Source organism: Thermanaerothrix sp. (assembly GCF_056331585.1).
Window position 1 is genome coordinate 30,958 of the sequence record NZ_JBWGPQ010000006.1, and the last position, 26,898, is coordinate 57,855.

The following is a 26,898-nucleotide window of genomic DNA, read 5'->3' on the forward strand; positions in this document are numbered from 1 at the left end:
AGGGCTTCAACGCCTCGAGGTAGTTTTGGAAGCCGGGAAGACAGCCTGTAGTGTGGTGGTCAATCCTCCCAGCAGGATCAGCAAAGCAATCGTGAGGGTACCCATTTGATAGGCACTCCATAGGGAGAGATTTTCTCCCCCCACTTTTTGTGTCAGGCGCGTGTAAGTCATGCTTCCTACCAATCCGCTGATCAAACCATTTACCTGCCCTGACTGCACATAAGGAGTAAGGTACGGTGCGGCCTGGGCGCTGGTTATAACAAGCAGGGGACGTTCCGAGAAAAGCGGACGGACTTGTTCGAGCCATGCACGGGCACGCTCGCCGCTATCGGTCACTAAAAGAATGGCGTCAAAATCCTGCAAACCGGTTATTCCGAGGAGGGATAAGGCATTTGACGCCGTCTGTCCATCCAGGGTGGTGGTCACGGCTAGTTGGGGTTGACGCGCAAATGCGGCTAAACCAGTGGCTTCGCCGGCTAAATAACCCAGATTGAGACTTTGTTCTGAGAGGACATATTCAGGCACTTGCTGGGCGGCTTGTTGAGCAAGGGTCAATGCAAGCACGGAGGCATTGGATTGCGTGGTAATGAAGACCAGCCGCGCGTTTTGACGCATGAGATCAACAAGAACATTAACTGACGCGGTGCGAATCTCCGGGAGGAAGCCGGCATCCACCTCTACCCCTACCAGCACCCGTGGCGCAGGGTGTGTTGAAGCCAGGGTATTTACCGTGGTCGCAAATGTCACCGCTTCTGCCGGGAACAGCAAGGGTAATGGGCTTATCGGGACTCCTGAGATCAATCCAAGCAGCAGAATTACTAATAGCAGTAGCGTTACAGCCAGACGCAGAGCCGGGCTGGTCGTGGAGACCGGTTTTTGCACCCGAAGCGAGATAGGGGTACTTTCAGCAGAGACCAGGCTTTCCAGGAGGGCTACATAGGCACGCTGTTTTTCACTGATGTTCAAGCGAATGGCATGGGCCGGGGGACGTGAATAACGTAGGGCTTCGGGTTCACCGGGCAGAACGCCCTGATAACCTGCTAATGGCCCACTGGTTTCGATCCGGGTGTCCTCTTCCCTTTCCTGGGCCGGTATTGGCGCAACGGCTTCAACCGGACGCATAGCTTCTAGCCATTCGGGTAGTTCAGCGGTTGGCGCAACTGTGGCTTCCACGCTCTCATCGGTGGGAGATTCGGCCAGCCATTGCGGTAATTCGCCTTCGATGAAAGGCGGAACCACTTCTTCTGGTGTGAGCGTGGTTTCGGTGGGGACTTCCTCGATAAAAGCGGGCGTCGTTGGAGGAACTTCCTCTTCGGTCAGGGTTTCCTCGAGATTGAGTTGATCTAACCAGGCAGCATATTCCTCCTCGTTAAAAGGAGATATCCCCAAAGGCGGTTCATCAGGTTCTCCCTCAGCCGAGAGTAATGCCATGGAAAGGGCTTCTTCAGCGGTTGGCGGAGATGACATGGTGGGGAGAGGGGTTTGTTCCTCGGGAGTAAAAGTAGGTTCTTCCTCGTACCAGGCCGTGAGGTCTTCGGGGATTTCGGTAAAGGGTGGAATAACTGCAGAAGAGGGTTCACCTTCTAGGTTCTCAACCTGGCTTGCTGCACTTGTTTCTGGTTCTTGCACTCCAGGTACCGCTTCTGGGATTTCAAACCCTTTGTCCTCGGTGGAAGCACTGGGCAGGCCTGTGATCCACTCTGGTCCCCCTTCTACCTCTGGGGACACATCTGCAAAAAACTGGGGCGTGGATTCTTCTCCAATCTCAATCGGCGTTTCAGTTGTTCGTGATCCTTCTTCTTTCTCCTGCAGAGCTTTCAACCAGTCGGGCAGTTCGTCCTCGGGCTGACCGGTAGAAACGACTTCTGAGGAAACCGTTGGGGCCAGGGTTGTTTCTTCTTCCGGCTGGCTTTGCCCTTTCCGGGCAGGAAAAGGTGCACTTTCAGATTGTTCGAGAGGCAAAGAAGATTCGGCAAGGGTTTCTTCTCTTTCCACACCTAGAGATAAAATTTCTTCCAGGTCGGGCGCTAAAAATCCCTCTGCTTCGCTTTCGGGCCGAAGGGGCTCTTCTGGGGATGACGATTCGCCCGCTTGCCGTAGTGCGAGTAACCAATCTGGCAATTCTTCTTCCGTTGATTCGGGACGGGTTAATACTACATCGGCTTCTCTTAACCAGTCCGGTAAGTCAATCGGGGAGCTTTCTGATGGTTCTGCTCCAGACTCCTGATCGGGGTGTAAGAGCGCTAAGCACCATTGACAGCGTTCGTTTTCGCTGGGATTGACAGAACCACATTGTGGACAGATAACGGTATCCATCATAAATTCACTCGCTGTATGGACGATCTATACCGAGCAGAACTCGCAGCCCTGTCAACAGGCTGCCTAACGCAATGCCGAGAAGGATGCCGCGTGCACCTGCTCCGGGTAGTAGATTGAGTGCGCCTAAGATTCCTCTTATGAAGGAAGGAGCGGTATCGCTTAAGAAAATACCACTTCCCGCAAGCAGAAAGATAATCGTGCTGGCCAGGAATAAACCGCTTATCCAGGAACGGCGGGTTGCCATTAGGCGTACTGCGCTGATAGCAAAGGTTATGGTAAGCAATCCCACCAAACTGGCCTCGATCGGGAGTTGGATGGCCGTTATCAGAGGTTGAATGCGGGCATCCCCTGGTCCATAAAGCAGGCCGATCACCAGGGTAGGGATGAAACCCAGAATAAAGAAGAAACTGTAATAATCGCGATTACGAGGTGCACTGAGTTTCTGCCAGTGCACTCTGAAGAGGTTTAGAATGGCTACCAAGCCGGCTACTGCCGCCAGGATAAGCGCCCAATCCAAAAACAGGATGTGTAGGGGGTCAAGAAACGGGAGAGGGAAAAGGTAACCCAGCAGGACAATAACGCCCACTCCAATGGCAACCGCGGTGGCGATAGGTGATCTCATAGCCATCCCAGTCCCCCTAAGAGAGCACTCAGAATAAGGGCGACGATCACACCCCAACGTAAAATATCCTGGACGCGGACACTAGCGAGGTGAGCAGGACCGGTTTGTAGATAGGCCGGCGCAGCGAAGAGCTCTTCGCCGATAAGGGGTTGCTGGGCGGCGGCGAAAAGCACGGCTTGAGCGTCCAGTGAATCGCTGGCTGCAAGGGTAAAAGCTTTATTGCGTGTGGCGGCTTCACATAACAGGCCAATCTCTGGGCCGTAATGTCCAATCATCAGGTGTGTGGATACATCTTCATCATAGGCGATGGGAATTGCCCCAGCGATATAGGCAAGAGAGGTGACCCCGGTCAATCGTCCGCGGTTGGGATCGTATAAATCCAACGCATTATTTAGACGATACGTTGCACGCAGCGTGCTCTGGCTTAATAATGCCAGACTCCCTTCGCCGCTTGTTGCCAAGGGGGGCCGGTCGCTTATAGAACTGACTGCTGTAATGCGACCCAGGGCTTGAAGCCCAACCAAAGCAGAAGCGCTGTGAGGTTGGGTAATTCCTGCATTCCCCAATGTAAGGTGAAGGCGCGTCCCTTCTTCGACCGAGAGTCCAATGGCACGGGAGAGAGCAGAGAATGCTGTTAGTGGGCGCAAACCCCAGCGTGGCCGCCGTTTTAATTGCAGGCTAAGAAAGAGGAGCAATCCCACGCTGAAAAGGATAATAATTAGTGCCATCACGGTCAGGGACGAGATCATAGTTGAGTTTCCTCGGTCAGAAGGTGCATAAACGTCCGATAGGAATCTTCATCTTCAAGAACGTGAATAAGAGCTTGCCACAACGTGGCATGAGGGGAGGAGGTTAATAGCGGCAGACTTCCTTGCAGAACTTGGGCTAATACCCCTTGCAGGGGGCGTAAACCTTCCAGCAATGTGGCAATAAGTGGCGCTACCCCCCAGCGTTGGAGGTGCTTCGCCCAGGCCACCCAAGGGTGGGTCTCGTGTGCCATGCCATCAGTATAGCACAAATTGTTGGATACCATATGGTGTGGCATGCGTTCATCTAGCAGGTAATAAAGGCATCCACAAGATTTGGTCTTTACAATTTTGATAGTAGTGAAAAATCTCGCGTTTTAGCGTCGGCAGATCAGGCCAAAAGGTGCTCAACTGAGACCGATAGCAAGTGATCGCTTCGATCCAGGCGTCGAGCGCCTCTGGTGGAAGGTTGAGGGGTAAAGGACAATGCGTGGTGGTAGGACGCAATTCTGTTTGGCAGTCCCGCAGCGCATAAGGAAAGTCGGCATAATACCATAACAAGGGTAGGGCTAATTTTTCTGCTGCTGTGCGGGTGAGGCGATGATCAATGTGACCACCCAGGGCTAAGGGGCAGACCAAGATGTTCGATTCCGACAATAATGCTTTCAGTTGTATCCGTAAAGTATCAACCCAAGGTTGCTCAGAAGGGGGAAGTGAGGGTTGGAAGAGGTCATCATCTCCATTGACGATTGGGTTACCTCGCTCTGGATCATAACGATAAATACAATCAGGGATGGGTAGGTAACGCGGAAGGGCGCCAATGCGTTGGCAGGCGTTTTGATCTTCCTGGCGCCGCACAGCCACAGCCTCGGGACCTGTTTCCCACCGTTTATGGAGGCTTTGGGCGTAAGGAGTAAGGGGGCCTGTGGGGGGATCGCCAGCACAAACTGTCCAGATCTCTACTTTTTCCCCTTGTTGAATCTGCCACCAGATCCACCCGCCACATGAGAGTACAGCATCATCTAGGTGGGGTGAGAGGTAAATCCAGCGCATGGAACTCAGTGTGGAAAATTTTATCATGATCTACAGGAGGTTTTCACGGGTATAATAATGCGTAGGAAGGAGTGGCCATGGGGTTGTGGGATTTTTTGGCGCGAAAGCCTTTTTCCAGAGAGCATCAGCCTGAAATTGAACGATTGATTGAGGAGTTAACCCAGATTGGTCAGCGGGACGACTTTCTGGCCGAACGTCCTGGGGGCGCTTTCAATGCTTACTGCCGTCATCGTCGAGCGTGCGAAATAGGGACGCGATTGCATGATTTGGGGGGAGTACCGTTAATGGAATATGTCCTAAAGCGGGTGCGAAAGCGCCTGGGAGCTACCCTGGCGACCCATTTGTCATACGCCTGGGCAGATATTGGTAAGTGGATACCTTAACCCTTGACGGATTGGTGAAGCACGGTAAACTAAGAGACGCATTGGGGAGTAGCTGCCCAAGGTTTGGGGTGGGTTGTCGTCAGGACGAAGCCGCGGCTTCCGGTGACCCACATAATCAGCGAGACCATCACCGCGATAAGGGATGGTCTTTTTTGTTTGCAATGAAAGATTTCATTGAGGAGTTGGAATAATGAGTAGCGAAGAAAAAGCTTGGTATCAGTTATCCCCTTATGAGGTTGCAGAGCATCTCAACACCGATATGCATCGTGGCTTAAGCCGTGAAGAGGCTCAACGTCGTTTTGCCGAGGTGGGACCTAATGAGTTGGTTGAGCGAGGGATGAAGAGCCCCTGGCGTATCCTATGGGAACAACTCACTGGTATCATGGTCGTTATCCTGATCATCTCAGCCATTATTTCGGTGTTTTTACACGAGTACATCGATGCCTTGGTGATCCTGGTTATTGTAGTACTCAACGCGTTATTGGGTTTTACTCAGGAATACCAGGCAGAGAAAGCTATGGCTGCCTTGAAAAAGATGGCGGTGCCCAAAGTTAAGGTGCGTCGTTCGGGACACCTGGTTGAAATCTCGGCTCGCGAATTGGTGCCCGGCGATGTGATTCAACTAGAGGCTGGGGATGCCGTGCCAGCGGACGCGCGGTTAATCGAAGCGGTGAATCTTCGGGTTCAAGAGGCAGTATTAACCGGTGAATCGGAGCCGGTGGAAAAGCAGGTGGAACCGATTATTGCGGAGCACTTATCGGTTACCGATCAACGCAATATGGTGTTTATGGGCACCATGGTGACCTATGGACGGGGTACGGCGCTGGTGGTCCGAACCGGGATGCGTACTGAACTGGGTAAAATCGCCGATATGATCCAATCGGTCGGGCAAGAACCAACCCCTCTGCAGAAGCGTTTAGAACAATTGGGGCGCGGGTTGGCGCTCGCGGCTTTGGGTATTGTGGCGGTTGTGTTTGTCTTGGGCGTATTACGAGGTGAGTCCATTCGGGTCATGTTCCAAACGGCCATTAGTATGGCTGTTGCCGCTGTTCCCGAGGGGTTGCCGGCAGTGGTTACGATTGCCTTAGCGCTAGGTGCACAGCGCATGCTTAAGCGCAATGCCCTGATCCGTAAGTTGCCTGCGGTAGAAACCTTGGGTTCGGTAACGGTAATCTGCTCGGATAAAACAGGCACGCTAACCGAAAATCGCATGACGGTAACGGTGATTGATGTTGCCGGGCACCGCGTGGATTTTCAGGAAGAGGTGAATTATTACCAGCCCGAGTCGAATCTTCATCCTCATCCTCTCTTAATCGGCCATCCTTCGGTGGCGCTGATGCTATTGGGTGGAGCCCTGTGTAATGATGCTACGCTAGAACCCGCCGAAGAGGGTGGACGCCATGGGTTTGCGGCGGTGGGTGATCCTACGGAGGGGGCTCTGGTTATTGCAGCGGCTCAAGCCAATCTGCTAAAACAAGATTTGGAGTCCCTTTTCCCCCGCGTGCAAGAATGGCCATTTGATTCGGAACGCAAGCGGATGAGCACGTTGCACCGAATTGAGCATGTTAAAGAGTGGCCGGTAGCGTTATCTTCTTTGCGTGATCATCTATCACGAACATGGGAGCGTCCGGTTCAGTTTCTTATGTTTACCAAAGGGGCGGTGGATTCCTTATTGGAGGTGTGTGATCGCGTTTGGGTCAATAACCAAATCCAACCTCTGGATGAGACCTGGCGGGAGCGGATTGTGCGCGCCAATAACACGATGGCCCAAAGTGGTATGCGCGTTTTGGGGGTGGCTTTTCGCCCCTTCTGGGAAGGGAACGAGGGTGATTCCTCAAGCAAGGCCGAAGAGTCTGGCTTAATCTTTGTCGGCATGTTCGGTTTGATTGACCCGGCTCGTCCTGAGGTTTTCCGGGCTGTACAGGTGGCAAAAACGGCCGGCATTCGTCCGGTGATGATCACCGGTGATCATCCTCTAACGGCTTTGCATATTGCCCGTACGTTGCGCATTGCCGAGGATGGTCGGGTCATGACCGGACGAGAATTAGCCCAAGTCTCGGTAGCCGAATTGGAACAGCAGGTCGAAGATATCCCGGTGTTTGCCCGGGTTTCCCCCGAGCACAAGTTAAAGATCGTGGAAGCCTTGCAGAATCGCGGTCATATTGTGGCTATGACCGGTGATGGTGTCAATGATGCGCCAGCACTGAAAAAGGCCGATATTGGCGTGGCCATGGGAATTACGGGCACCGATGTATCCAAAGAAGCGGCGGATATGGTGCTGTTGGATGATAACTTTGCCACCATCGTGGCCGCGGTAGAAGAAGGTCGGCGCATCTACGACAATATCCGTAAATTCATCAAATATACGCTGACCTCTAACATGGGTGAAATCATGGCAATGCTGTTAGGCCCATTTGTGGGGCTTTCTCTCCCTCTCACACCGTTGCAGATCTTGTGGATTAACCTCGTGACAGACGGTTTGCCCGGTTTGGCCTTGACAGTCGAGCCAGCCGAGCGCGATGTCATGCACCGCAAACCATTCTCACCGAAAGAAAACATCTTTGGGCGTGGCTTGGCCACCAGCGTTTTGCTGGTCGGAATTGAAATGGGGGTGACCTCCCTCTTGGCAGGCTTGTGGGCACTCTCCACCGGACGCACCGAAACCTGGCAAACGATGATCTTCACAACTTTAACCCTAGCCCAAATGGGGAACGTTTTAGCCATTCGTTCGGATCGCGAACCCTTGATTCGATTGGGGATTTTCTCCAACCCCTTGTTGCTGGCGGCGGTTCTATTGACCTTCGTGCTTCAGATGGCAGTGGTTTACGTACCGTTTTTGCAAGATATCTTTCGCACTCGCCCCTTACCTCTGGTAGACCTTTTGGTCAGCCTGGCGCTAAGTAGCGTTGTTTTCTTAAGTATTGAGGCGGTAAAATGGGTACGGTTGTGGCGCTCACAAAATCGCTAAATTGATACCGAGGAATCGCCTGTCTATGGATTGGTCGCTTTTTCCGCTCACAACCCGATTGGAGAAGGAGGGGTTGCAGATAGGGGGGTGTCAGATTTCGGATTTGGCCAAGATCCACGGCACCCCACTTTACCTCTATGACGCTGCAACATTGCGGGGACATATTCAGAGGTTGAGGCAGTTGGTGCATGAGTATTATCCAGGTGACGCTGTGGTGACCTATGCTGCAAAAGCCTATTTTGCACCCGCTCTGGCGCGACGTTTAGCCGCTCGGGGGATCGGGGTAGATGTGGTTAGCCAGGGTGAATTACAGGTGGCGTTAAAGGCTGGCTTTTCGCCCTCGGTGATTCATCTCCACGGCAACAACAAGGCCGAGGATGAAATTGCCACTGCGTTGGAAGTTGGGATTCAAGCCATTGTGGTGGATAGCCTAGATGAACTGGAATGGGTGGAGCAAATGGCACAAGATCGGCGCTGCCGGGCTCATATCTGGTTACGAATTACACCGGGCATTGCGGCGCATACCCATCCTCACATTCAAACGGCACATGCCCAAAGTAAGTTTGGCCTCTATCTCGATACCGGCGAGGCGTTAGAGGCAATTCGAAAGGCCCGAGCAAGTCACTGGTTGCATTTGCGCGGTCTTCACACCCATTTGGGTTCACAAATTTTTGAGGTTAAGCCTTATCGTGAAGCCATCGAGGCGCTGTTTGCGTTAGCGGAGCAAGCCAATTTCGTGCCCGAGGAATTCAGTCCGGGTGGAGGGTGGGGGGTACGCTATCGTTCGGAAGATCCCCCTGATGATCCCTTACCGTGGATTCGTGTCGTGGGCGAGAGCGTTGAGCAAGCGTGCGAACAACGTCACTGGCCATTGCCGCGTCTGGTCATTGAGCCGGGGCGGTGGCTGATCGCTCAGGCTGGTGTAGCGATTTACCGTGTGGGCTCGCAAAAGCGAACTGTGGATGGGGTGCAAATTATCGCTGTGGATGGGGGAATGGCCGACAATCCCCGCGTGGCTCTGTATGGGGCGCGCTATACGGCGGTTCCCCTTGGGTATGAGGAATTCTCGGGAAAATACCATCCCAGCCGCGTGGTGGGACGCTTTTGCGAGTCGGGGGATATCTTGATCGAGACCATTGATCTTCCTCCCCTGCGTCGCGGTGATTTGCTCGCCATTCCCGTGGCCGGAGCGTATCAGCTGAGCATGGCATCTAACTACAATATGATGGGACGCCCGGCTGTGCTATGGTTGGAAGAGGGACGGGTTGAAATGCTTCAGCCGCGCGAAGATGTCCTTAATTCTTCCTGGTGGAACGGGTAACCAAAACCGGGGTGGGCAATTCCCACCCCGGAAATTCTGGAATTAAGGTGTATAGTCGAGGCTCAGCACTCACTGTAACCGCAGGCATAACACTTGCGGCAACCTTCTTCATTAACAACCGCTGCCTGACCGCACTCAGGACATAGATCGCCAAATTCTAACAGTGGCTGATTTTTGAGAAGGAATTCATCCGACTCCGGGGCAGGAATAAAGAGGGTGGGGAGTGTACTGCCCTGGGACTGAGCTTTGAGCCGTTCTTCACGTTGGCGGAGATATTCATCGAGAATTTGGCCTACACCGTCGGGGAGCGAGCGCACCCGGTTAGGTCCAAAGCCTAGTGACCGTCCTCCGCCGATGCCCAGCAACTGGTCTGCGGCCTCGCGTAAACGGCGTGCGGGTTCTATTGGCGAGGCTAGGCGCAGGATATAAGACAGCAAACGGCCAATGGCTTCAGAAACGGCAGCGGTATCCGAACCGGCCTTCGCTGTATTGACAAAGACTTCAAATGGTTGTGCATCACCGTTTTCGTTGATGGTAATAAATGCCTTACCCAGGGGTGTCTGGATCGAGTAAGTGAAGCCGGGGAGGTAGCGTGGGCGGGGTTTCTTAAGGTCGTGCCAAATAGGAAGTTGCTGTGGGGTTTCAGCTTTACGAGGTTCCTCAGCCTGTTTCTTCTTTTCGGCGGTTGCCAGAGTCTCCAAGACGACCTTCTCGCGCGATCCGGTCACATAGACGGTCAGTCCCTTGCAGCCCAGTTTCCAGGCCAACATATATGCCGTAGCCACATCCTCTTCAGTGGCATGTTCGGGGAAGTTAATTGTCTTCGAAATGGAATTATCCACAAAAGCCTGCAGGGTGGCTTGCATTCGCACATGCTCTTCGGCAGTAATATCGGATGCCACCACGAACACGTTGCGGATAGATTCGGGCACGTCGGGGATATTCTGGCAGGTGCCCTCCTTGAGTACTTTCTCAAAAATCTCGCGGCGCTTTTCTTCGGGGATGCCAGCGTCGAGCAGAGCTTTTTCAAAGCGTGGGCTGACATAGGTTAGTTGTAAATCCTTCCCATTGTCATTGACATGGCGAATATATGCCAAGGCGAATACCGGCTCACAGCCGTAACCTTCGCATCCGGCCACGGTTGCAATTGTGCCAGTGGGGGCAATGGTCGTCTGAGCGGCGTTACGAATGCCGTACTGACGAATTCCGGCAACAACCTCGTTCCAATCGAGCGCCGGGCGTTCCCAATCCCGTTGGTATGGGGTCAGGGGTTTAGGGGGTGTCCAGGTCAGGTTTTCCGGGTCGTAGATACTGCCCTTGATAGCGGGGAAGGGGCCGCGTTCGCGAGCCAGTTCAATGCTGGTTTTCATGGCATGGAAACGGATGAATTCCATGACCTGAGCCGCAAATTCCTGGCCCTCATCCGAGCCATAGCGCACGCCAACATGGTACATCAGATCGGCCAGCCCCATAATTCCCAAGCCGATACGGCGTGCCCGGTGCGCCGCCTCTTTGAGTTGAGGGACAGCAGGAACGTAGGCATTAGCATCTACGACATCATCTAAGAAGCGCGTGGCGGTTACGACCGATTGGCGCAGGGCTTCCCAATCTACCGTGCCATCCGGGCCACAATGTTCGTTCAGATTGATGGAACCCAAGCAGCAGTTTTCGTAGGGGCCAAGCCATTGTTCACCACAGGGGTTGGTAGCTTCCAGAGGATAGAGATGGGGAACAGGGTTAGACCGATTGGCGGTATCTAGGAAGAGAACGCCGGGCTCGCCGTTGTGATGGGCCTGTTTGACGATTTTGTTGAAGAGATCACGGGCACGCACACGCCGGTAGGTCACAATAGGCACACCGGCGGCTTCGAGTTGTTCTAAGGTGCCGCGCACTTCACGGTAGCGGGGGGAACGCACATCGGGAAAGCGCAGTTCCCATTCTTCATCGTTTTCTACGGCATGCATGAAAGCATCGGTGATCCCAACGGATATGTTAAAGTTGGTGATGGCGTTCTCATCGGTCTTGCAGGTTATGAATTCTTCTATGTCAGGATGGTCTACGCGTAATACCCCCATGTTTGCACCGCGCCGTGTTCCTCCCTGGGCGATCTCACCAAAAGCGTGATCATAAACGCGGAGGAAGCCGACCGGCCCGGTAGCTTGGCCGGCGGAAGATTTGACCAGCGCCCCTTTCGGGCGCAAGCGGGAGAATGAAAAACCATTGCCGCCGCCAGTTTGCTGAATGAGTGCGGCGTCGCGTAACGTTTGAAAGATGCCATCGGGTTCGCGTCCCATGTCATCGCTAATCGGGAGCACAAAGCAAGCTGCTAGTTGCCCTAACGGGGTACCTGCACCGGTGAATGTGGGTGAGTTTGGGAAGAATTTCTTCGAGGTCAGCAGGCGATAATAATCCCGTGCCACCTGCATGACATCGTTGCCCCATTGCTCCTCGACTTTAGCCACGTGGTAGGCAACGCGCCAGAACATTTCTTCCACGGTTTCCACCGGTTGCCCATCTTCACCCCGGCGCACATAACGACGAATCAGCACCTGGCGGGCGTTATCGGTAAGATGGACTGCTGGTAAATCCTTGGGTAGGGGAGGGGTCGGCAACAGGCCGTTTTTGGTGGGGGTGTGATTTTTGGTAACCATGGGAACTCCTTCATCCTTCTAAAAGTCGGTCAATCTCTTCGCGGATCGCTCTTAAGTCATTAAGGTTAAGATAGACAATGGCATAGCGGATATAAGCGATTTGATCGAGTTCCTTCAGCCCTGCAATGACCATATCGCCGATCACGCGTGAAGGCACTTCAGCTCGCCCCATTTGCTGGAGGGAAGATTCGATTTCACCGACCAAACGCTCGATTTCTGCTGCTGAGACGGGCCGCTTAGCACAGGCGATGCGGATGCCTCGCACCAATTTTTCGCGATCAAATTCTTCCCGCGTTCCATCTTTCTTGACCACCAGCGGTGTGGCTAAGATGGGCCGTTCATAAGTACTGAAGCGCTGATGGCATTTCTCACATTCGCGGCGGCGTCGGATTCCACCACGCTGGTCGTGTGTGGTATCCAGGACACGGGTGTATTCGTTTTGGCAGTAGGGACAGCGCAAGGGTCAACACCTCCAAAGAGAAATCCAAGGGCAACTGATAGTAGGGAGTCGATGAGTATTACAATGACCGGATGCAGGACAAAACAATTTACAATGGTGTCTTAATCACCACCCTTTGGGGTACGGGAAACTTTTACGACTCGTCATTTGAGCGAATGAGAACCCCTATATATGGGGGTTCTCTTGTGTATATGCCGTATATTTACTGGCGCTATTTTAGCATAACTTAGCGAGTTATGCAATATGCAAAAGGCATCTGTAACCTTAAAATTCCTAATCCGGCTGGGGATCATATATGGGGGATCTGTTGGGGGATTATCTGGTGGTTAGGGTCTGGATAAGTGGGATTTTTTCCGTAATTAGGGGAGAGATTATACCTGTATAAAGGGGTTAGACGAAAGGCTGCTCGCCGGAGGAACGAGCAGCCCTAACAAGAAGGAGCGACAAGCAGGCGTAAGAGAGCAAACTGAAGTTAAGGTCTGGAAAAGACCTTTTCCTTCAGCCGATGCCGGTTATGGTCGGCATACGTCGTTTATAGGATAAGGCGATCAAGAACAGGGCGAGCCTGCTTGATCCACTGGCTTACCGCTGAATGCGTTTCCGCAAAAATGCGGGAACGTTTAGATCATCAGTGTTGATGACATGAGGTTGAAACTCCGTCGGCGAGGGCGGTTGTTGGGTGGGGGTGGAAGGCCGCGGCTCAGGGCGAGTAGGTGTAGGACGGGCCGGAGCCTGACTTTCCTCAGTGCGGTTTGGGCGGGGTTCCACCACTGGGGCACGCATGGCGGGCCGGTCAAACCCCGTGGCAATAACTGTGATGCGAATTTCATCCCCCATATTCGGGTCAATGACAGCACCGAAGATGAGGTTGCAGTCGGGATGAGCCGTTTCCTTGATGATTGCGGCGGCCTGATTGACCTCGAAGAGGGTGAGGTTCGGACCGCCCGTGATGTTGAACAGGATACCCCGAGCGCCGTCAATGGTAATGTCGAGCAATTGACTGGAGATCGCCTGCTCGGCAGCCACACGAGCGCGATCTTCGCCTGTAGCACGGCCAACAGCCATTAAGGCAGCACCACCTTCGGACATGATGGCTTTGACATCGGCGAAGTCTAGATTGATGAGACCGGGCACGGTAATCAGTTCTGAAATGCCCTGAATACCTTGGCGCAGCACATCATCGGCGATACGAAAGGCATCCACAATGCCGATTTTCTTATCCACAATTTGAAGCAACCGATCGTTGGGAATGACGATAAGCGTATCGGCGTGCTCTTTCAGTTTAGCGATACCGGCTTCTGCCGCTTGGGCGCGCTTGCTGCCCTCGAAAGCAAAGGGGCGAGTAACTACACCAATGGTAAGTGCACCCACTTCTTTGGCGATTTGGGCCACAACGGGCGCTGCACCGGTGCCAGTACCTCCCCCTAAACCAGCAGTAACAAAGACCATATCACTGCCTTTGAGGACATTGTAGAGTTCCTCGGCTGATTCCTCGGCGGCTTTGCGGCCCACCTCAGGATTGCCTCCGGCACCCAGACCGCGGGTGAGTTTATCCCCAATGCGGACACGGGTGGGCGCCTTGGAGAGCAGAAGGTCTTGGGCGTCTGTGTTGACGGCAATAAACTCGATTCCGGTCAAACCTTCTTCGATCATGCGGTCAACGGCGTTGCATCCGCCGCCGCCGACCCCAACGACTTTGATACGGGCAAATGTTTCGGGTAAAGGATTGTTGATTGTTTCCATGGTCGTTTCCTCCGGTGACTTAATGGTTTGGGCCTGTTGAATATCTGGGTTGTCGCTCCTTGGATTCACAGGTTTTTAGGGTAAAAGACGCCGTAAGAAGTTTTTCAAAGTTTCTGTGTTTATGCCACCTCCTCGAAATGGGGTATGTTTACGTGCTATGGGGGTTGCTTTGCTGAGCAAAAGGGCCCAATGGAGCAAACCTACGCTGGTAGAATAGGCGGGAGACTGTAATTGATCGGTCAAACCAACCAAGTTTTCTGGTTTGGCCACTCGCACCGGCAAGCCTAAAACCGAACTTGCCAGGTTTCGAATACCCGGCAAGAGGGCGGTTCCGCCGGTTAGAACCATACCTGCGGGTAGTAGCCCATCGTAGCCGGAACGTTTGATTTCCTCCAGTACGAAGAGAAAAATTTCTTCGACTCGGGCTTCAATAATGTGCGCCAGTTCGCGCCGGCTGACTTGCACCGGATGTTCCTGACCAAAGGTGCGCAGGGTCAGGTTTTCATCTGCACCAACTTCGCTCTCGACGGCGTGCCCGTATTGTTTCTTAACCTCTTCGGCCTGGGGCAAGGGAAGGCGCAGTCCATGAGCGATATCGGAGGTGATGTGGTTGCCCCCCAGTGCCAGTACCATGGTATGCCAGACATCGCCGTCAATATAAATGGCAAGGTCGGTTGTCCCCCCACCAATATCGCAGACGATCACGCCCATCTGACGCTCAGTTTCGGTTAGAACGACTTCGCCTGAGGCCAGAGGGTTGAGGACAAAATGAGATACCTGTACCCCGGCAGCCTCCACACATTGGCGAATGTTCTCAACGGTGGATTCGGCAGCGGTAATGATATGGGCTTCTACTTCGAGGCGATAACCATGCATGCCGATAGGATTACGGATGCCATCCTGTCCGTCTACCACAAAACCGCGTTGGATCACGTGGATGATTTGGCGGTTATGAGGAATGGCAATAGCCTGGGCGGATTCCAGCGCACGCGCAATATCTTCCTCATCAATGATGCCGCCTGAGATTCCCACTACACCACGGCTGTTGACCGATGCCACATGGGAGCCAGCCAGGCTGACCAGGGCGGAGGTGATTTCCAATCCGGAGGTGCGTTGGGCTTTTTCAATCGAACGAGCGATAGCGGTTGAGGCAGCTGCTAAATCCACCACGGCACCCTTGCGAATGCCTTGGGATGGTTCTATGCCTACGCCAAGGATGCGCAGATTGCGTTCACCCTCGACTCTGGCAACCAGGGTGCATACTTTTGTGGTACCGATATCAATTCCTACAACAATTGGTTCGTCCATAGCCGCACTCCGGAAGGCTTACTTATAGAAGGGGGCCTGCAGATGTTCTAGGCTGATCACCTGAGGGTGTAATCCTCGTTGCTGAATTTGTTCCAGGATGATCTGATATAACTGCATTTTGGCTTCGAAGTCATGCAAAGAGTTTCCGATCAGCACTTGCCAACCGTTGGGATCCTGCCATCCAAATCCGTTTTCGCTGTCATAGACCAAAGGAATATCGGGAGAAAGGCGCTGGCGTAAATTTAGAATGGCTTGGATGAGCTGGGTCGAGGTGGATTGTCCCCACACCTCGGTGGGATTGGAAGGTGCAAGTTCCTTTCCCTTGGAAGGGCCGACATTTGAGAGAGGGGGCAAGGTATTGGCTGAAACAATGGGAAGATCACCGACTTCACCCCGAGGGCGGATCAGGATGCCTTCAGGATCAATCCAGTAGGTATCATTGCCCACTTGCCAGGCCAGAACGGGCTGTCGTTCGGTGAGCGTGATAAGGATGCGGGCAGGGAGAATGACCCGAATACGGATATCCTTAAGTTCAGGAAAAGCACTTTCCAACTGAACCTTGATGGCTTGAGGATCGATCGTGACCACAGGTTTTCCGCTAATGGCTAAAACCGCTTGAAGGTCAGCGGGGGTAAGGCGTTGTAAACCAGTGACTTCAATCTGATGAACCTGGAAAGTGGGGGCATTAAGAAGGGTATAAAGGATAAGCGCCATCAAAACGGCAATTAAGCCCGAGAGGAGACGCCAGCCCGGGTTAACCAAAGGGATAGCGGGCAATCGCAGTTCGGCGCCGGTGGCATTAAGAGAAAAGTAATATTGACGGCGCACCTTACTGGTTGGAAGCGGGCGACTGGGAGAAGGTGATGAGGCAGCCATGCCGCGCGCGATTACCGTTGGACGTTGCTCGCGGCGGCTTACCGATTGTTTGGCACGTTGAATGCGTTGCTGTGTTGTCTGTGCGCGGCGTTGGCGTACCAAGTCGGCGCGGCTGGGCGTTGTCTTCTCCGAACCTTTCATTCTCCCCTCCGAAAGGTGTATTGCGTGCGCTCTCGTTTGGCCTGACGTTCAAGTGCAAGGTTAATCAAGCGATCCAGAAGTTGCGAATAAGGCAAACCACTGGCTTCCCACAGTTTGGGATACATGCTGATCTCAGTGAAGCCGGGGATCGTGTTGATCTCGCTGATAAAAACCTCTTGGGTGCGCGGATCGAGCAAAAAATCTACCCGCGCCATCCCGGCGCAATCCACGGCGCGATAAGCCGCCACGGCCAAACGGCGTATTTCCTGGCTCAGGGTTTCGGGCAAAGGCGCCGGGATTAGCAACTGGGTCGCGTTATTAAGATATTTTGAAGCATAAGAATAAAACTCTTCATCTGGCACAACCTCACCAGGCACAGAGGCGATGGGCTGTTCATTCCCAAGCACGCTGACCTCGATTTCACGGGCGCGGTCAATGCCTCGTTCCACTAAAATACGCCGGTCATAACGTGCGGCTTCTTCCAGGCCGGCCATGAGTTCGGCACGGTTGTGGCATTTGGTAATCCCGACCGAAGATCCCAAATTGACCGGCTTGGTGAAAAGAGGATAAGGGGCCAGAGCTTCAGCCTGTTCCACCACACGTGAACGGTCAGTCTCGATCTCAGTGCGGGTAAAAACCAAGTAATCCACGACAGGTAGATGATGGGCTTGCATAACCTGTTTGAATAAAGCCTTGTCCATTCCCAGCGCTGAAGCCGCAACTCCAGCGCCCACATAGGCGATTCCGGCCAGTTCAAGCAATCCTTGGAGCGTTCCGTCCTCACCAAAAGTGCCGTGCAGCACCGGGAAGATAACATCTAAACTTTGGTAAGGCTCCAGGACAATGTGATCACCTTGAGCCTTGCGCAGGTAAAGACGATGATGCCCAGGCTCGGGCAGCAGACAAACGCGCATCAGGTGCTGTGTTTGGTGTTGTTCAAGGGCTTCCAGGACGTTCTCACCCACTACCCACTCGCCTTCCAACGTTATACCAATTTGAATAACTTCGTAGTTGTGGGGATCGAGTGCTTGAAGGACGGAACGGGCTGAGCGCAATGAGACCTCATGTTCACCCGAACGACCACCGAAAATCACGCCAATTCGTTTTTTCATGGTAGTGCCTCTATCCTTGAGCGTTTGTGTCTTCATCGAGCCAATCACCAATGCGTTCAATTTCTAATTCCAATGCGACACCAAACGTTTCATAGACTCTTTGCCTCACCACGCAGATCAGGTGCCAATAATCACTGGCAGTAGCGTTTTCGTTGGTGACGAAGAAATTTGCATGTACCGGGCTGACCTCCACGCCACCAACCCGGGTGCCTTTTAATCCAGCCTGTTCGATCAACCGACCGGCGTAATCGCCAGGGGGATTCTTGAAAACCGAGCCCATGCTGGCACCGGGGGGTTGGGTGCGTTTACGATAGGCGATAAATGCGTCCATTTGTGCCTGAACTGCTTCCCGAGTGCTCCGACTGAGTTTTAAAAGGCCGCTTAAGATGACGGCGTTTCCTGGTTCTCGCTTTAGTGCGCTGGTACGGTAGCCGTAAGCAAGGCGCTCGCAAGTCCAGGTTTCCTTTCCACGTTCACGATGCAAGATTTCTGCCAAGATCAATGTTCCAGCCACGTCTTGTCCGTGAGCACCGGCGTTACCGTAAATGGCTCCACCCAACGTACCAGGAATGGTTGCTGCCCATTCCAGGCCGCTTAATCCGTGGCGGGCAAGAGTACGGGCAATAAGCCCCAGATTAGCTCCCGATTCAGCCCACACAGTTGGCGGCTCTTGTTCGGCTTGAATTTCAAATCGCTGAGCGCGGTTGAGAATGACCACCCCGCGTACGCCGCGATCACTGACCAGCACATTAGCGCCGCTTCCCAGGATCGTAAATGGCACCTCGAGCGCCCAAAGGTCGCGCACCGCCGCTTCCAAATCTTCGGCGCTCTGCACGGTCAGGACGAAATCGGCCTTTCCACCGACGCGCGCTGCGGTGTAATTAGCCAGCGAAACGTCCTGGCGCAACTGTTCACCAAAGCGGTTACGCAGTTGTGCGATCTGATCCTGAGACAGTCGGTTGGTAGTAAGCATCATCATCTGTCGCAAACCTACAGTGCCTTGATACAAGCGATAAGGCGTTCGAGAACTTCGACCTGATGCGATGACGAGGAAGAGGGTGTACTTCCCGGTGCTGTGGGGAGGTTGCCCTGGGTCTGGTTGGTGGTAAGCCGTTCTTTATTCTCACCAGGGTAGTGGTTTGCCGGGATGGGAAACGGGGAAGGACGACTATCGGGACGAATGGACATTGGACTCCTCACTTTCTTGGCGCCAGTCTTGGAGCAGGCGATAACCAATTTGGTTGGCATCCCCTGCGGATAGAATAATCACTACGTCCTCTTTTTTCAGGTGATCCTTAAGGTATTGCGTCACTTCATCCAGACTCGCTATGAACAAGGCTCCAGGGTGCGCTATGGTTTGTACTACTTGTGCGGCTGAAAAAGCCTGTTTAGGCTCGCGGGCGGCATAGATTTCTGTGACGATCACATGGTCAGCATCGCCGAAGGCTTGGGCAAATTCTGACAACAGAGTCTGGGTGCGAGAATAGGTATGCGGCTGCCAGACGGCCCACAAACGGCGGTTTGGATACCGCAGACGGGCGGCAGAAAGGGTAACGCGAATTTCGCTGGGATGATGCGCATAGTCATCAATAATGGTGATTCCCTTGTGTTCACCCAAGATCTCAAACCGCCGTGCAGTACCGCTATATTCACCCAGAGCATCAGCAAATGCTTGAGTGTTTATACCAAGGCGATGGGCAACAGCCAGGGCAGCAAGGGCATTGAGTACGTTGTGTTTACCCGGCACCTGTAATGAGACCCGTGCTAGAGAGTAAGAGGCTTCACCTATGGGGTTGAAAATGACCTCAAACGATAATCCACCGCGGTTATTGGGTTTTTCGCTAATCGCCTGATAATTTGAGGATGAAAGATAGCCAAAAGTCCATACCGTGAGCCCCTGAGTTTTCAGGATTTCGGCGAGACGTGATGTGTTGGCATTTTCGGTGCAGAGAATAAGGCTGCCCCCTGGACGCAGGCGCCGCGTGAAGGCTTCAAAGGTGGCATAGTATTCTTCAGGGTTTGGGTAGCAATCCGGGTGATCATGTTCGATGTTGGTAATGACGATGAGATCTGGATTCAGGCCCAGGAACATGTGGTCATATTCATCGGCCTCAACTACAAAGTGGGATCCACTCCCGGCGTGGGCATTTGTTCTAAGGGTTTGAATAATACTGCCGACGATATAGGAAGGATCCAAACCTAACTGGGTTAAGCCCCACGCAATCATCGCCGAGGTAGTGGTCTTTCCATGGGTGCCCGCCACGGCAATACCAATGGAATTTTCCATCAGACGGGAAAGTAAATGCTCACGTTTGAGGACGGGAATACCCTGAGCTTGGGCGGCCTGAATCTCCGGGTTATCCATGGGTATGGCGGATGAGCGCACGATCAGGTCTGCTCCATAGATATGGCTGGGATGGTGTCCGATAAAAATTTGAGCGCCAGCCTTCGCTAACTGCTCGGTCGTTATCGAAGCCGAACGATCGGATCCACTGACGCGGTAACCGCGTTCCAGCAGGAACCGTGCTAAGGCCGAGAGGCCGCTGCCACCAATGCCGACGAAATGAACGTGACGCATCATCAGATAAACACCACCAAAACGAACACAAAGGCTAATGCGATAGCAATATAGATGATCGGCGGGGTCAACAGAGCGGGCGGGAGATAGCGCAGCATGTTCAAACTTGTTTGCCCGGCTGCCGTGTTGGGATCTGGGGGGAGGATAGCCGTCCAGGGATAATTGGCCACATGCATGTAATACCAAGCGGTGCCCCAAATTAGATAACCGTTGATGGCACCAAAAAAGAAGCCTAAGAGGATGTCTTGAAGATGCTCACGGGCAAATCGCCCGGTAGCGGCGAGTTTAGGAATGTTGGGAGTTTGATACCCAAAAAACACAAGAGCGCTTAGGATGCCAACTCGAACCCAGAAGAGATTGGCCGGTCCGGAGTTTGTCAGGATATCGCGCACGAAGGGAACAAAGGTTTCCAAAACCGTGTTAATGAAGATGGCCAAGATCACGCTAAACGAGACGATGAGTTCCCTGGCCCACCCCCGCATAGCGCCGATAAGGGCGAAAAGAATGACAAACATATAGAAGAAGACATTGAGACTGATCATTGCACCTCCTTATGCTTTCGGGGTGCGGACGATTGGGCGGCCAAGGTTCTAATAAGGTCGGCTAACTTGGTGGCGGCATCGGGTGTGGCCAGAGCACGCATTGCGATTGCCATTTGCTGTAAGCGCTGGGGATGGCCGAAAAGGTCCTGCAATGTGGGTAACAGAGTCTTTGATAGTGTGGCGTCGTCCAAGGTGACCGCTGCTCTATTTTCGGTCAAATAAGCAGCATTGGTGGCTTGGTAACGCCAGGCATAAGGATAAGGCACTAAGATAGCGGGTAGGCCGAAGAATGGCAACTCACCTAGTGTGGATGCACCGGCGCGGCACAAGATCAAATCGGCGGCGGCGAAGGCTGCCCCAATATCTTCGTGCAGGTAGGGAAAAGCATGGTAACGTTGTTTAAGATTGACAGGGACACGGGCGATTTGCTGTTGCACCTCGGGCCAATCGGTTTGGCCCGTGATATGGATGACTTGAGTCAAATTGAGCAGGGCTTCAAGATGGGTCAGTACAGCGCGATTGATCGAACGTGCACCTTTGCTTCCTCCCATCACCAGAAGCACAGGCTTCTCCTCATCTAGCCCAAACCTTTGGCGCGCCTGATTACGCTGCCATCCCATAAGTTCGGTGCGGATAGGGTAACCTGTGACCACAACATTTTTGGCGGCAGGAAAATAATGGCGCGAACGCGGTGTGGTTACAGCGATGGTGTGTGCGAATCGGCTCATGAGGTTTAACGCCAACCCTGGCTCAATATCGGGCACAAAGACCAGGCTGGGGATGGAACGACCGGTAACTGCCATGGGCACACCCACGTAGCCGCCGGTAAAAAGTAACACATCCGGTTGATAAGCGCGTAGTATGCGGCGGGCAGCCAGGGTGCCGCGTATTAAACGCAGAATATTGCGCGGTAACTGCCGCCACCCTACCCCATGGACACCGGCAGCAGGAATGCCCTTAAAGGGAATCTGTGCACGCTGAACTAAGTCGCGTTCCATGCCACCTTCACTCCCAACCCAAAGCACGTTCTCGGCTTCATTGCCCAAGGCCTGCAGGATGGCGAGGGCGGGATACACGCCGCCGCCGGTCCCCCCGGCGCAAACTAACAACCGCACCGTAAACCCTCCTTTCTGAGGTTTCTTTCTCCCGCGCGGAAACGCGGGCGACACTCATTAACAACCCTACCCCGGTTAGGGTGGTCACGAGGCTAGAGCCACCAATACTGATAAAGGGTAAGACGTTTCCCGTTGCAGGTAAGAGATTAAGCATAGCGAGGATGTTCATTAGGGCTTCCAGCGTGATCCAGAGTGAAATGCCAGCAGCAATGAGAGATCCGGCCATATCCGGAGCGCGCCGGGCAATAAGCAGCCCACGCCATAAGATCACCAAATAACCAGCGATGAGGAATAATGCACCGATCAATCCGGTTTCCTCAACGATGACGGCGAAAATGCTATCATGATGAGGAAGGGGGAGACTGGTGAGTTTGGTAGTGCCTTCGCCAATACCCACGCCAAAGATGCCTCCTCGCACCACAGCCTCTTGAGCGCGCTGGATGTGATAGGAGGCTGCGAGGGGATCTTGCAAACCAGCAATGAAGTCGCGGATGCGTGTTTGGCCTGTTGATGAGAAATTAGTAACTAAGAAAGCCACCACAACGATAACAGCGATGATCAAAATGATTTGGCGAATATCTACACCGGCCAGGAAGAAAAGTAATCCACCGATTGCCAAGATGGTTAGCGCAGTGGAAAAATCGGGCTCCAACAAGATTAATCCAGCGACAAGGCCGATAATGCCGATCAAAGGTAAAAGTCCAAACGTGATTTTATTTAGTACATTTCGTTTGGATTGGAGCCAAACCGCCAGATAGAGAATGGTGACCAGTTTGGCCAATTCTGCAGGCTGGACGGATCCCCCAAGCAACGTGCGTTTGGAGTTGTTGAGGGTTTGCCCGAAAAACAGCACGGCCAGCAGCATAAGGGTGGTGAACCCCATCATAAACAGAACCAGGGGGTAAAGCCGGCGGTAGTCAATATACATCACAACGGTGGCGATGACCGTGCCGACAAAAGCCCACTTAATTTGGTTGAGGAAGAAATAAGAAACACTGCGGCCCTCGGTCTGATTGGCAGAGGGCATCCAGGATGCGGAGTAAACCATCAGCAGGCCAAATCCCAGCAAGAAAGCTACAGCCAGGAACAGAGGAATGTCCAGGCTTAATCGCAGTGGGCGTGGACGGACGATTGGCGGAGTGGTAGAACTTACGGTAGTTGCTTCACCCATTGGCGGAACGCCTCCCCTCGTGCTTCAAAATCGCGAAAGGCATCGAAACTGGTGCATCCAGGTGAGAGAAGCACCACGTCACCCGGCTCGGCCACCCGAGCCGCAACCCGAATGGCTTCTTCTAATGTTGCACAGTAATCTAAGGTGTAAGGACGCTGTCCGGTTTTTTGGGTTCCGAGTGCACGCAATATCTTTTCTGCAGCCTCACCAAAGACAATGACGTGATCCACGCGTTCGTGAATCAGGCGGGCTAACTCTTCCCAGGGTAGGTTTTTATCGCGTCCGCCCAACAGCAGGACCAAAGGTTCGTCGAATGCGCGAATGGCAGCAGCGGTACGTTCCGGTGCGGTAGCGATGGAGTCGTTGTACCAAGCGATTCCGCGCCATACTCGCACCAATTCCAAGCGATGGGGAACACCTGTGAACTCGCGGATGACCTCTCGAGCAGATATCATGTCCCATCCTGCCACCATGACAATAGCCAGGGTGGCTAATATATTGGCAACGTTATGGTCACCGCGTAAACGAATTTCCGCGCGCGGGAAGAGGGGTTGAATCTCACTCCCATTCCACCAGCAGAGCCTATCCCCTTCTAGGCATGTGCCGACTTCGCCCCGTGGTGGACGGTTAAATCCGAACGTAATAAGTTGCCCCTGTACCTGATTGCGAAGAGCCCATGCACCTTCATCCTCTCGGTTGAGAATGGCGAAGTCTCTTGAATGCTGGTGTTGAATAATATGGGCTTTGGCCGCCTGATAGGCCTTAAAAGTACCGTGGCGATCCAGGTGGTTGGGGGTAATATTCAATATAGCGGCAATATGAGGCGAACGCGTCATAAGTTCTAACTGAAAGGACGATAATTCCATGATGGCAATGTCATGCGGCTGCATTTCATCGAGGTAAGAAATGAGAGGGTTACCAATGTTGCCGCCCACCCAGGCCCGGCGCGGGGGTTCCAAAGCCCGTTCGGCAATTTTTCCCACCAGGGTGGTGGTCGTGGTCTTACCGGCCGATCCGGTAATGCCAATGACCGGACAAGGGGTTTCTTCGAGAAAGATTTGTGAGTCGTTAGAAAGGGGAATGCCGCGATGAATTGCTTCCTGCACAATCGGCAGCGTAAGAGGCACTCCTCCGGAGAGACACACTAAATCGACTTGATCGAGTAAGGAAGTAGGATGTCCACCGAATACCCACTGAATACCGGGTAAGTCGCTGAGTGCTTGTCGGGCTGTTTCCATGTGCTCTGCCGGGCGCTGGTCGTTAAGAGTAACTGCAGCACCGCGTTGAGCTAAATAACGTGCCAGCGCCAGACCCTGCCGCGCCGCGCCCAAGATGAGAACCCGTTGACCTTGCCACCGCTGTGCCATCATACTAACGCCAGTGCTACTCCAAACATTGCAAAAAGAAGGCTAACCAACCAGAAACGCTGGACCACTTGCGTTTCACTCCAACCGCCCAACTCAAAGTGATGGTGGAGCGGTGCCATGCGGAAGATGCGCTTGCCCTTGGTGGCTTTGAAATAGGCGACCTGAATGACTACACTGAGCGCCTCGCTGACCGGGATAATGGCAATGATCGGCAACAAGAGCCACTGACCAGTCATCAGCGCGACGACGCCAAGGGTGGCGCCCAAAGCCAGTGAGCCGGTGTCGCCCATGAACAACTGGGCGGGATGGACGTTCCACCACAAGAAGCCGAACAGCGCCCCAACCAGCGTAAAGCAGAAACGCCCCAAAAAGACCTGTCCCTGGAGCAGGGCAATGCCACCATAGGCCGCAAAAGCCGTAGCAGCAATTAGCCCGGCTAAACCGTCCAAGCCATCGGTGAAATTAACCGCATTCGACGCGCCTACAATGATGAATACGGCAAGGGGAATGTAAAGATTACCCAGTGACAATGGTTCTTGAACACCGGGCCAGAATAGTTCAGGTACTTGCAAGAGATATTTCAGTGCAAAGGCTACCACCAGCGCTAAACCAACCTGGAGCAAAAACTTGGTACGGGCGCGCATTCCCAAACCACGGCGTGGACCACGGATGCCCTCCCAATCATCGATCGCTCCGAGCAGGGCGTAAGAGAGCATGACTAAGAGGGGGAGCAACACCGAACGGCCTAGTACAGTCACACCGATCAAAGAAGCAGCGTTGAGCAAGATGGTCACCAAGGCTACGGGGAGGATAATAAGCACGCCGCCCATGGTCGGGGTGCCCATCTTGGTGAAGTGCCGATCAGGGCCTTCGACTCGGATGAGTTTCCCGATGCGGAAATGGCGCAGTACCCGCAGGAGGGGCGGCCCCCAGATCACTGCCAGCATAAAACTCAAACCACTCAGCGCCAAGGCGAGGGACGTTTCTCTCATGCGGCTTCCTCCAGTGCGGCAACGATGCGATCCATGCGCAGGCCGTGAGAACCTTTAACCAGAACCACGTCCCCTTCTTTCAGGATCTGACGCAAGACCTCTACTGCCTGCGTGGTATCTTCCACCTGAACAACCCGAGTTGAAGGCAGCCCGGCCTGGAGAGCGGACTCGGCGATTAGGCGTGCTCGCTGGCCTAAGGTAATTAGATGATCGGCTACCTCTGCGGCGCGAATCCCGACCAAGCGGTGACTTTCTGCTTCATAGGGGCCGAGTTCAAGCATATCACCCAGCACGGCAATCCTACGCCCTTCAATCTCGTTCAAGAGATTTAAGGCTGCCAACATAGATTCGGGGGCAGCGTTGTAGGAATCATCCAGCACCAGTGCGCCATTAGGTAAGCGAACGGCGACTAGCCGCAGTTGGTTACGCGCCTGTTGCAATCCTTGGATGATCTCTTGCCACGAAAGGCCGCAGACTAGCCCGGCAGCGGCGGCACGTAACGCGGTTTGTACGGCATGACGCCCTAGCATCGGTACCCGCAGGTGCAGGGTTTCTCGCCCCAGGTGCAATTGAAATCGTATTCCCTTCAACCCTTGGCTTTCGATATTGTCGGCCCAGAGATCAGCCTTGGGGTCAAGGCCATAGTAGAAAATGCGCGCCCGCGTTTTATCAGCCATCCAACGCACCCAAGGGTCATCGTAGTTGAGAATGGCGACACCTTCCGGTGCCGGTGGCAGGGCTTGAACCAGTTCGGATTTTCCTCGCGCAATGGCTTCTTGTGAACCTGCCCTTTCGGCGTGCACCGTGCCAATGTTGGTAATAATCCCGATTTGGGGTAGAGCGAGATCGCATAAAAAGGCGATTTCCCCTGGTACGTAAAAACCCATTTCAAGCACAGCACAATCGTAACCGGCCCCCAGGCGTAAAAGCGTGAGCGGCAATCCGATTTCATTGTTGAGATTGCCGGGATTTTTTAAGGTGCGATAACGCTGGCTCAGGACTTCTGCCACGACTTCTTTGGTGGTGGATTTACCGACTGAGCCGGTGATCCCGATGACGCGGGGTGAGAATTTACGTCGCCAGAAGCGGGCAATGTCTTGAAGCGCCCGTAAAGTATCCGGTACCCGAATCATAAAGGGTGGTTCGGGGATAGAAATCTCGGTTGGGGCTAAAGCCTTGGTCAGGTCGAGGGAGGGACGAGGCACAGTGATCTCGTGCTGAATGAATGCCAATAGCGCACCGCGGCTAAAGGCATCTTCTACAAAATTATGACCATCAGCGTGTTCGCCTGGAAGCGCGAAAAACATCCCGCCGGGGATGATTTGGCGCGAATCAACTGCGGCCTCGGTTAGAGCAAGTGACTCAGCCGCGGCGGGACGTTTTCCGGTCAGGGCTTCCAGAATATCACCTAACGTGATCATAAACCTTCC

At 53.6% G+C, this 26,898-nt stretch carries 23 protein-coding genes; 3 read left to right on the forward strand and 20 right to left on the reverse strand.

Annotated elements, in window-relative coordinates; all coding sequences use genetic code 11:
• Positions 1-6: 6 nt before the first annotated feature.
• From AC01YT_RS03825 to AC01YT_RS03845, 5 genes are read right to left on the reverse strand one after another with little or no spacing between them, the layout of a single operon-like run.
• On the reverse strand, positions 7-2,319 hold the full coding sequence (locus tag AC01YT_RS03825) for a hypothetical protein (RefSeq protein WP_476672884.1): 2,313 nt from the start codon (positions 2,317-2,319) through the stop codon (positions 7-9).
• Positions 2,320-2,323: 4 nt separating this feature from the next.
• Positions 2,324-2,947, reverse strand: a complete 624-nt coding sequence (locus AC01YT_RS03830) for a hypothetical protein (protein WP_476672885.1) — start codon at positions 2,945-2,947, stop codon at positions 2,324-2,326.
• The gene (locus AC01YT_RS03835) at positions 2,938-3,690 is read right to left on the reverse strand and encodes a DUF6754 domain-containing protein (protein WP_476672886.1); all 753 of its coding nucleotides are present in this window, start codon (positions 3,688-3,690) and stop codon (positions 2,938-2,940) included. The genes AC01YT_RS03830 and AC01YT_RS03835 overlap by 10 nt, the downstream gene beginning before the upstream one ends.
• Positions 3,687-3,986, reverse strand: a complete 300-nt coding sequence (locus AC01YT_RS03840; RefSeq protein WP_476672887.1) for a hypothetical protein — start codon at positions 3,984-3,986, stop codon at positions 3,687-3,689. Before AC01YT_RS03840 ends, AC01YT_RS03835 begins: the two co-directional genes overlap by 4 nt.
• A 4-nt stretch (positions 3,987-3,990) precedes the next feature.
• On the reverse strand, positions 3,991-4,740 hold the full coding sequence (locus AC01YT_RS03845) for a PIG-L deacetylase family protein (RefSeq protein ID WP_476672888.1): 750 nt from the start codon (positions 4,738-4,740) through the stop codon (positions 3,991-3,993).
• Between the two features lie 77 nt (positions 4,741-4,817).
• On the opposite strand from AC01YT_RS03845, the gene AC01YT_RS03850 reads away from it, so the two are divergent.
• The 3 genes from AC01YT_RS03850 to lysA all read left to right on the forward strand — a co-directional run bounded on the left by AC01YT_RS03850 (position 4,818) and on the right by lysA (position 9,412).
• Entirely contained in the window at positions 4,818-5,123 is a 306-nt protein-coding gene (locus AC01YT_RS03850) for a hypothetical protein (RefSeq protein WP_476672889.1), read from the forward strand.
• A gap of 190 nt (positions 5,124-5,313) precedes the next feature.
• Complete coding sequence (locus AC01YT_RS03855; RefSeq protein ID WP_476672890.1) at positions 5,314-8,091, forward strand: cation-translocating P-type ATPase; 2,778 nt, start codon at positions 5,314-5,316, stop codon at positions 8,089-8,091.
• 25 nt (positions 8,092-8,116) lie between these two features.
• A complete protein-coding gene (lysA, locus tag AC01YT_RS03860; RefSeq protein WP_476672891.1) occupies positions 8,117-9,412 on the forward strand; it encodes a diaminopimelate decarboxylase in 1,296 nt (431 codons plus the stop codon).
• A gap of 62 nt (positions 9,413-9,474) precedes the next feature.
• Here lysA and AC01YT_RS03865 read toward each other — a convergent pair whose 3' ends face one another.
• The 15 genes from AC01YT_RS03865 to AC01YT_RS03935 all read right to left on the reverse strand — a co-directional run bounded on the left by AC01YT_RS03865 (position 9,475) and on the right by AC01YT_RS03935 (position 26,889).
• On the reverse strand, positions 9,475-12,063 hold the full coding sequence (locus AC01YT_RS03865) for an adenosylcobalamin-dependent ribonucleoside-diphosphate reductase (RefSeq protein WP_476672892.1): 2,589 nt from the start codon (positions 12,061-12,063) through the stop codon (positions 9,475-9,477).
• A 10-nt stretch (positions 12,064-12,073) separates the two neighbouring features.
• Positions 12,074-12,523, reverse strand: coding sequence for a transcriptional regulator NrdR (nrdR, locus tag AC01YT_RS03870; protein WP_315626018.1), 450 nt, complete (start codon positions 12,521-12,523; stop codon positions 12,074-12,076).
• A 582-nt stretch (positions 12,524-13,105) separates the two neighbouring features.
• Positions 13,106-14,266 (reverse strand): cell division protein FtsZ, encoded by a 1,161-nt coding sequence (gene ftsZ, locus AC01YT_RS03875; RefSeq protein ID WP_476672893.1) that lies wholly within the window; start codon positions 14,264-14,266, stop codon positions 13,106-13,108.
• A 75-nt stretch (positions 14,267-14,341) separates the two neighbouring features.
• Entirely contained in the window at positions 14,342-15,574 is a 1,233-nt protein-coding gene (gene ftsA / locus AC01YT_RS03880) for a cell division protein FtsA (protein WP_476672894.1), read from the reverse strand.
• 18 nt (positions 15,575-15,592) lie between these two features.
• The gene (locus AC01YT_RS03885) at positions 15,593-16,591 is read right to left on the reverse strand and encodes a cell division protein FtsQ/DivIB (protein ID WP_476672895.1); all 999 of its coding nucleotides are present in this window, start codon (positions 16,589-16,591) and stop codon (positions 15,593-15,595) included.
• Positions 16,588-17,703 carry a D-alanine--D-alanine ligase family protein gene (locus tag AC01YT_RS03890; RefSeq protein ID WP_476672896.1) on the reverse strand — a complete coding sequence of 372 codons (1,116 nt, stop codon included), beginning with the start codon at positions 17,701-17,703 and terminating at the stop codon, positions 16,588-16,590. Before AC01YT_RS03890 ends, AC01YT_RS03885 begins: the two co-directional genes overlap by 4 nt.
• 10 nt (positions 17,704-17,713) lie before the next feature.
• Positions 17,714-18,682 (reverse strand): UDP-N-acetylmuramate dehydrogenase, encoded by a 969-nt coding sequence (gene murB / locus AC01YT_RS03895; RefSeq protein WP_476672897.1) that lies wholly within the window; start codon positions 18,680-18,682, stop codon positions 17,714-17,716.
• Between the two features lie 11 nt (positions 18,683-18,693).
• Entirely contained in the window at positions 18,694-18,891 is a 198-nt protein-coding gene (locus tag AC01YT_RS03900) for a hypothetical protein (protein ID WP_476672898.1), read from the reverse strand.
• Positions 18,872-20,284, reverse strand: a complete 1,413-nt coding sequence (gene murC, locus AC01YT_RS03905; RefSeq protein ID WP_476672899.1) for a UDP-N-acetylmuramate--L-alanine ligase — start codon at positions 20,282-20,284, stop codon at positions 18,872-18,874. Before murC ends, AC01YT_RS03900 begins: the two co-directional genes overlap by 20 nt.
• Positions 20,284-20,823, reverse strand: a complete 540-nt coding sequence (locus AC01YT_RS03910) for a hypothetical protein (protein WP_424911734.1) — start codon at positions 20,821-20,823, stop codon at positions 20,284-20,286. Before AC01YT_RS03910 ends, murC begins: the two co-directional genes overlap by 1 nt.
• Complete coding sequence (gene murG, locus AC01YT_RS03915) at positions 20,820-21,938, reverse strand: undecaprenyldiphospho-muramoylpentapeptide beta-N-acetylglucosaminyltransferase (RefSeq protein WP_424911733.1); 1,119 nt, start codon at positions 21,936-21,938, stop codon at positions 20,820-20,822. Before murG ends, AC01YT_RS03910 begins: the two co-directional genes overlap by 4 nt.
• Positions 21,859-23,109 carry an FtsW/RodA/SpoVE family cell cycle protein gene (locus tag AC01YT_RS03920; protein ID WP_424911732.1) on the reverse strand — a complete coding sequence of 417 codons (1,251 nt, stop codon included), beginning with the start codon at positions 23,107-23,109 and terminating at the stop codon, positions 21,859-21,861. The genes murG and AC01YT_RS03920 overlap by 80 nt, the downstream gene beginning before the upstream one ends.
• Positions 23,088-24,479, reverse strand: a complete 1,392-nt coding sequence (murD, locus tag AC01YT_RS03925; RefSeq protein ID WP_476672900.1) for a UDP-N-acetylmuramoyl-L-alanine--D-glutamate ligase — start codon at positions 24,477-24,479, stop codon at positions 23,088-23,090. Before murD ends, AC01YT_RS03920 begins: the two co-directional genes overlap by 22 nt.
• Positions 24,476-25,468 (reverse strand): phospho-N-acetylmuramoyl-pentapeptide-transferase, encoded by a 993-nt coding sequence (mraY, locus tag AC01YT_RS03930; protein WP_476672901.1) that lies wholly within the window; start codon positions 25,466-25,468, stop codon positions 24,476-24,478. Before mraY ends, murD begins: the two co-directional genes overlap by 4 nt.
• Positions 25,465-26,889: a UDP-N-acetylmuramoyl-tripeptide--D-alanyl-D-alanine ligase gene (locus AC01YT_RS03935; RefSeq protein WP_476672902.1), complete on the reverse strand. Its 1,425-nt coding sequence runs from the start codon at positions 26,887-26,889 to the stop codon at positions 25,465-25,467. Before AC01YT_RS03935 ends, mraY begins: the two co-directional genes overlap by 4 nt.
• Between the last annotated feature and the right edge of the window lie 9 nt (positions 26,890-26,898).